The organism is Blastococcus sp. SYSU D00813 (genome assembly GCF_054050735.1).
The window spans coordinates 1-6,771 of sequence record NZ_JBJGZX010000069.1 but is presented as its reverse complement, the minus strand read 5'-3'; the positions used below and the strand labels follow the sequence as shown (position 1 = coordinate 6,771).

Sequence of the window (6,771 nt, the reverse complement as noted above, 5' to 3'; positions counted from 1 at the left end):
GCCGGAGGTGGTGAGCTCAGCCCACCCCCCGGGGTTGGGGGGGGGGGGGGGGGTTTTGGTCGGAGGAGGCCCCCCCCCCCCCCCCCCCCACCCCGGATACCGGACGGTCACGTTCGACGGCTGTGACGGCCGGGGGTGGCGGGGCGTCCCCCCAGGTGGGGACGGCGTGTCCCGCGGCGGCGGGGGTGGCCGGGAGGCCGACGCCGACAGGCTGCCGCCCGGCTCCCGTCGACGGTCGAGGGGAGACCTCCCGAGGAGTCCCCATGCCGGCGCCCGCGAGCACCGCACCCCGCGTCCCCCGCCTGCTGCAGCGGAGGGCGGCCCGCGGCTCGGCCCTCGGGATGGGCCTGCTGGTCGCCTCCGGCGTGACCGTGCCCGCGGCGCTCGCCGACGAGGACCCGGCCACCGGGGACGCCGTCCTGCAGACGCCGGACACGGTCGACGAGGTCCCGGTCGGCGACGTGCTGGAGCAGTGGGAGCCGGCCGACGTCACCGCGGACGACCTCGAACCGGACTTCGGCGTCGGCAAGTCCTTCGGCTCCGAGGCCCTCGTCCTGCAGACCGTGCCGGACGGCCGGGCGCCCGCCGACCTGGACCTGAGCGGCGCCGTCTACGCCTTCCGGGACGTGACGGCCGAGGGCGGGGACGGCCTCGCGGCCGTGTGCGTCACCGCCACCGACGGGACGTGCACCGTCGAGCGGGCGGAGGGACCGCTGTGGGGGACGGGTCTCGCCGCCACCACCGAGCCGACGGCCGAGCCGTCCCCCGGCGAGGGGGTCGACCCGTCGTACGTGACCCTGGACGACGGCACCTACGTGATCGAGCAGCTCAGCAGCGTTCCCGGGCTGGAGCGCGCCCCCGGCGTCGTCGACACCTTCGAGATGGGCGACTGCTGGTCGCCCGACGAGGCGCCCGTGTGCATCACCGGCACCTGGCACGAGGTCGACAACGCGTCGCTGTTCCACACCAGCCTCACGACCACGGTCGTCGACGCGGGGACCGGCGACCCGCTCGCGGAGGCCGGGTACCGGCTCACCGGGCCGGACTACCGGCACCGGCCCGGCAGCGAGCTCGTCGACGACTGCCAGGGCGAGCCGGGGCCCGACGGGCCGCCGCTGCTCCTGCTGACCGAGGAGACCACCTCCCAGCCCGGCACGACCGGCACGGGCGCCACGGACACCGGCATCACGGACACCGGGGCCGCGGACACCGGGGCCACGGACACCGGGACCACGGACACCGGGACGGTCGACCCCGGGGACGTCGACCCGGAGAGCCTCACCGTCGCCACCAGCGGGGCGGACGGCGTCCTGACCCACGTCGGCTGCCTCCTGCCCGGCACCTGGACCCTCGAGCCGGTCACCACCCCCGAGGGCTACGAGCCCGCGACGGCGGAGGTCGAGCTGGGCAGCCCGTGGGACGCCGAGGCCGGGACGTGGGACCGGGCCGCCGGGACCACGGTCCAGCTCGCGCCGGTCGTGGTGACGCCACCGATGAGCACCCCGCCGACCACGACGCCGCCGACCACCACGCCGCCCACCACCACGCCGCCGACCACCACGCCGCCGACCACCACGCCGCCCACGACGTCGACCCCGACCACCACGCCGCCGGACCCCGGTACCGACCCGGTCCCGCCCGCCCCCACCGCGCCGGTCCCGCCGGCGTCGGCCCCCGCGCCCGTCCCCGCCGGGGGCGGCACCGGGACCGGCACCGGGGGCACGAACGCGGGCGCCGCGCGGCCGGTCAACGGGGCCCCGGCCGCCGTGCCGAGCGCGGCCCCGACCGCGGCGCCGGCCACCGCGACGGCCACCGCGACGGCCCCCGCCCTCCCCACGGCCACGACGCGGCCGACCACCGTGCGACCGACGACGGTCGCCGCTCCGCAGGTCGAGGCGGCGCCGGCGCTGGAGACGCGCGGCAGCACGAACTACCTGCAGGTCGGGCTGGTCGGCTTCGGCGTCCTGTTCACCGGGCTGGTCCTCTTCCTGGTGCTGCTCCTGCGCCGCCGGGCCCGCGAGCACCGTGGCTGACGCCCCGCTGCACGGCTGGTGGGCCCGGTTCCCCGCCGAGGAGGAGCCGGGCCTGCCGGCGCGGCGGTGGTGGGTCGCCTCGCTCGGCGGCGAGTTTCCGTCCGGCAGCGTCGTCGACCAGCCACCGGGCCGACGGCCGGAGGGCTGGGTGCTCGCCGTCCGGGCCGACGCGGACGGCGGCCGGGTGCACGTGGCCGAGACGGCGCTGCCCGGCGTCCCCCTGCTCTGGTACGTGGAGCTGCCCGAGCCGGAGGCGGCCCCGCCGGCGACCACGCTGCTGGCCTTCTCCGACGGCCGGTTCCCCGAGGGGACGGTGCTGACCGCCGACGAGGCCCGCGCGGCCGGGGTGGCGAGCGGCCACCAGGTCGCCGCGCTCCGCTGGTGGACCGGCAGCGGCCTGGCCCACCAGGTCTACGTCGCGCCGCGGCACCGCCGGCGCGGGCTGGCGCTGAAGCTGGCGATGGCGGCCTACGGCGTGCAGCGGGTGCGCGGGCTGCCACCGCTGCACGGTGACGGCCGACGCACCGACGACGGCGAGGCCTGGGCCGGCGGCCTGCCCGCGTGGGCGGCCTGGCGGCTGGCCCCCCGCACCCACGCCCTGCCGTCGATGACCCCCGCTTAGCGGAGTCGCTCCGATCAGGCGGTGACGTCGACCAGGACCTTGCCGACGGCGCCCTCGGCGACCGCCCGGTGCGCCTCGGCGGTCTGCTCGAGCAGGAACACGTGCAGCGGCAGGCCGGCGTCCTCCCCGACGCGGACGGCCCCGTCGAGCACCGCGGCGTTGACGTCCTCCACGCCGAGCACCTTCGCCCGTGCCGGCTCGGTGTAGACGAGCACGAAGTTCCAGCGCGCGTTCGGGCCCATCTGCGCGCGCACCGGGATGGTCACCTCCGCGCCGCCGTCGTCGGCGTACATGGCCACCGCGCCGTGCATGCCGATCACCTGGGCGTCCACGGCGGCGTTCCGGGCGGCGGACACCTCGACGATCGTGTCGACGCCGTGCGGTGCGATCTCGCGGACGACCGCGGCGACGTCCTGCTGCCGGTAGTCGACGACGTGGGAGGCGCCGGCGGCGGCCGCCAGCTGCGCCTTGCGCGGGCTGCTCACCGTCGCGATGACGGTGGCGTCGGCCCACCGGGCCAGCTGGATGGCCGCGTTGCCCACCGCGCCGGCACCGCCCTGCACGAGCACGGTGCGGCCGGTCAGCGCGCCGGGGCCGAGCCGGTCGGGCACCGACTCGCCGAGGGTGAGGCAGCGGTGGGCGGTCAGGAACGGGATGCCCAGCGCCGCGCCGATCTCGAACGGGGCGCCGGCGCCGAGGAGCACGGCCTGCCGCAGCGGGACGACGGTGTACTCGGCCGCGGTCCCGTGCGGGCGCTGCCAGGCCGCCTCCCACACCCACACCCGCTGGCCGACGACGGCGGGGTCGACGCCGCGGCCGACCGCCTCGACGGTGCCGGCGCCGTCCTGGCCGGGCACCTGCTCGCCCCCGGCGGGCGGCGTGCCCTGGCGGGCCTTCCAGTCGGTGGGGTTGACCCCGGCCAGGGCCAGCCGGACGAGGACCTCGCCGGGCCCCGGCTCCGGGGTGGGCCGGTCGGTCAGCCGCAGGACCTCAGGACCGCCGTTCTCGCGGTAGGTGATGGCTCGCACCCCCGCGCCCTACCCACGATCGGTCCGGTGACGCCCTGGGGGGTCAGCGCCACGTGCACGTCTCGGCCGGTCGGTCCAGCGCCCGGCGCACGCGCTCGGTGTCCCGCGCCGAGGCGTTGACCAGCACCGGCCGCCCGGTGCGCTCGAACAGCGGGAGGTCCGAGGCGCTGTCGCTGTACACCGCGCGCCACGGCGGACGGTGGCCGCGCTCGGCCAGCATCTCGACCTTGGCCGGGCCCATGCAGCGGCGGACCCGCGGCGGCCACGCCCGGCCGGTGGACCCGACCACCTCCACGCCGGCCAGCCCCGCGGCGGCGAGGAACCCCTCGGCCAGCCGCTGCTCGCAGCCGGTCGCGACGACGACGTGGTCCCCGGCGACCAGGTGCCGGCGCACCCCCGCGACCGCGTCGGCGACGACCGCCTCCGGCCGCCCGGCGACCGCCCGCCGGTAGGCGCCGGCCACCGCGTCGACGTCCGCCCGCCGACCCAGGGCGAGCCGGGTGAGCGCCCGCGCGGCCAGCGGCCGGGTCCAGGGCAGGAGGGCGCCGGTCAGCAGCAGCGGCGCGGCGGCGAGCAGCGGGACGGCGCGACCCGGGGCGCCGGCCAGCGCGCCGCGCAGGAACAGCAGCGCCGCGTCCCCCGACAGCAGCACCCGGTCCAGGTCCACCACCACCGCACCCGCCATCCCGGGGGAGTACCGGAGTGCGGGGGCCCAGGAAACCTGCTTGCCCGGACTCCGCCGCCTCACCCGGGCGGGTGACGCCCGGGGTCGCGGGGCGCGAGCACCTCTCCCGGCGCGTCGATGGGCCGGTGTGAGCTTCCCCCTGCCCGCGCGCCTCGCCGCCCTCCTGCCCGAGGGACGTGTCCTGCCGGACGACGTCTGGCGCCGGCGGCACCGCATCGTGCTGTCGTTCGCCGCGGTGCAGGCCGTCGCGCTCGGGGTGCTGGCGCTGGCCCTGGGCGAGGGGCCGGTGGCCGCCGCGCTGGAGACCGCCGCCGTCGCCTACCCGCTGGCCTTTGCCCTGCTGCCGGGCGCCGGGCGCTCGCTGCGGGCCGCGGCCGCGACGCTGAGCCTGCTGGCCGCGTCCGTGCTGCTGGTGTACCTCATGGACGGGCTGACCGAGGCGCACTTCCACTTCTTCGTCGTGATCGGCCTGGTCTCGCTGTACCAGAACTGGGTGCCGTTCGGCATCGCGCTGCTGGTCGTGGTCGCGCACCACGGGGTGCTGGGCACGCTGCTCCCGCACTCCGTCTTCGGCCACGCCGCCGCGCACCACCAGCCGTGGGTCTGGGCCGGCATCCACGCGTTCTTCGTGCTCGCCGCGAGCCTGGCACACCTGGCCGCCTGGCGGCTCAACGAGCAGCAGGGGCTGCGCGACCCGCTGACCGGGCTGGCCAACCGCACGCTGCTGATGGAGACGACCGACCGGCTGCTGTCCCGCACGTCGGCCGAGGTGAGCATGCTCTTCCTCGACCTCGACGACTTCAAGGACGTCAACGACTCCCGCGGCCACGCGGCCGGCGACGTGCTGCTCAAGGGCATCGCCCGGCGCCTGACCGGCTGCGTCCGCCCCGGGGACCAGGTGGCGCGCATCGGCGGCGACGAGTTCGCCGTCGTCGTCGCCGGCGGTCCGGACGTCGCCGGAGCCGTGGGGCAGCGCATGCTCGCCGCCCTCGCCGACCCCATGCTCGTCGACGGCCGTCCGATCGTGCCGCACGTCAGCATCGGCGCCGCCGGCACCCGCACCGCCCCCGAGCGCGAGGCCGGGGTGCTGCTGCGCAACGCCGACCTCGCCATGTACATGGCCAAGGCGCTCGGCAAGAACCGCCTGGTCCACTACGCCGACGGCATGGCGCAGGCCGCCGAGGAGAAGGCCCGCCTGATGGAGGACCTGGCCGGCGCCGTCGCCGCCCGGCAGCTGCGCGTCCACTACCAGCCCACCATCGTGCTGGCCGACGGCCGCACCACCGGCTACGAGGCGCTCCTGCGCTGGGAGCACCCCGAGCGCGGGCTCGTCTCGCCGGCGGAGTTCATCCCGCTGGCCGAGGAGGGCGGCCTCATCGTCGAGATCGGATGCTGGGTGCTGGAGCAGGCCGCCGCCCAGGCGGTCGCCTGGTCGGCCGAGTCCGGCCGGGCCATCGACATCGCGGTCAACCTCTCGCCGCGCCAGCTCGCCGACGACGACGTCGTCGCGACCGTCTCCGAGGTGCTCGACCGGACCGGGCTGCCGGCCCGCCAGCTGACGCTCGAGGTGACCGAGGGCGTGCTGGTCCGCGACATCGACCTCGTCGTCGGCCAGCTGTCCGCGCTGCGGGCCCTCGGGGTGCGGATCGCGATCGACGACTTCGGCACCGGCTACTCCAGCCTGTCGTACCTGCGCCGCCTGCCCGCCGACATCATCAAGATCGACCGGAGCTTCGTGCAGGACCTCGGCGGCGGCGGCCGCTCGACCACCCTGGTCGCCTCGATCATCGAGCTGGCCCGCAGCCTCCGGCTGGAGGTCGTCGCCGAGGGGGTCGAGACGCCCGAGCAGCGCGCCGTCCTCGGCGAGCTGGCCTGCTCGCACGCCCAGGGCTACCTGTTCGGCCGCCCCCAGCCGGCCGCCGACCAGGCCCCCGTCCCGGAGCCGGCGCGCACCGCCGAGCCGGCCCCGCAGCTCACCCACTGAAGGAAGGACACCGTGACCACCACCTCGCCCCTGCCCGCCCCCGCTCATGCGCCGTACCCGGCCGGCGCCGGCTGGGCGCCCGTGCCGACCCCCGCCGTCGTGCAGCAGGCCGTCTCCGCGCCGGCCGTTCCCCGGCCGCGGCGGCTGGAGCCGGCCCAGGTGTGGACCCTCGTCGTCGCCGGCCTCGTCGCCGTGGTCGCGCTGGTCGTCGGCCTGGCCGTGACGTCGTCGGGCGGGTCCGACGGCGACGCCGCGGACCTCTTCGACGACAGCGGCTACTACTACGACTACTCGGGCTACGACGACAGCTGCTTCTACGGCTGCTGAGTCGCCGGCCCCCGAGCGGAGGGGGGGGGGGGGGGGGGGGGGCGGGGGGGGGGGGCGGGCGCGCCGGGGGGGGGGGGGGGGGGGGGGGGGGG

6 protein-coding genes are annotated in these 6,771 nt (G+C 77.6%); 4 read left to right on the top strand and 2 right to left on the bottom strand.

Annotated elements, in window-relative coordinates:
- Positions 1-263 precede the first annotated feature (263 nt).
- Both ACI8AX_RS23475 and ACI8AX_RS23470 read left to right on the top strand, forming a co-directional pair.
- The gene (locus ACI8AX_RS23475; RefSeq protein WP_456552290.1) at positions 264-2,033 is read left to right on the top strand and encodes a hypothetical protein; all 1,770 of its coding nucleotides are present in this window, start codon (positions 264-266) and stop codon (positions 2,031-2,033) included.
- The gene (locus tag ACI8AX_RS23470) at positions 2,026-2,655 is read left to right on the top strand and encodes a hypothetical protein (RefSeq protein ID WP_456552289.1); all 630 of its coding nucleotides are present in this window, start codon (positions 2,026-2,028) and stop codon (positions 2,653-2,655) included. The genes ACI8AX_RS23475 and ACI8AX_RS23470 overlap by 8 nt, the downstream gene beginning before the upstream one ends.
- A 14-nt stretch (positions 2,656-2,669) precedes the next feature.
- Here ACI8AX_RS23470 and ACI8AX_RS23465 read toward each other — a convergent pair whose 3' ends face one another.
- Entirely contained in the window at positions 2,670-3,683 is a 1,014-nt protein-coding gene (locus ACI8AX_RS23465; RefSeq protein ID WP_456552288.1) for an NADPH:quinone reductase, read from the bottom strand.
- A 43-nt stretch (positions 3,684-3,726) separates the two neighbouring features.
- Positions 3,727-4,368 carry an HAD family hydrolase gene (locus tag ACI8AX_RS23460; protein WP_456552287.1) on the bottom strand — a complete coding sequence of 214 codons (642 nt, stop codon included), beginning with the start codon at positions 4,366-4,368 and terminating at the stop codon, positions 3,727-3,729.
- 127 nt (positions 4,369-4,495) lie between these two features.
- Between ACI8AX_RS23460 and ACI8AX_RS23455 the strand changes: the two genes are divergently transcribed.
- Both ACI8AX_RS23455 and ACI8AX_RS23450 read left to right on the top strand, forming a co-directional pair.
- Complete coding sequence (locus tag ACI8AX_RS23455; RefSeq protein WP_456552286.1) at positions 4,496-6,352, top strand: putative bifunctional diguanylate cyclase/phosphodiesterase; 1,857 nt, start codon at positions 4,496-4,498, stop codon at positions 6,350-6,352.
- Between the two features lie 12 nt (positions 6,353-6,364).
- Positions 6,365-6,679: a hypothetical protein gene (locus tag ACI8AX_RS23450; protein WP_456552285.1), complete on the top strand. Its 315-nt coding sequence runs from the start codon at positions 6,365-6,367 to the stop codon at positions 6,677-6,679.
- The last annotated feature ends 92 nt before the right edge of the window (positions 6,680-6,771 follow it).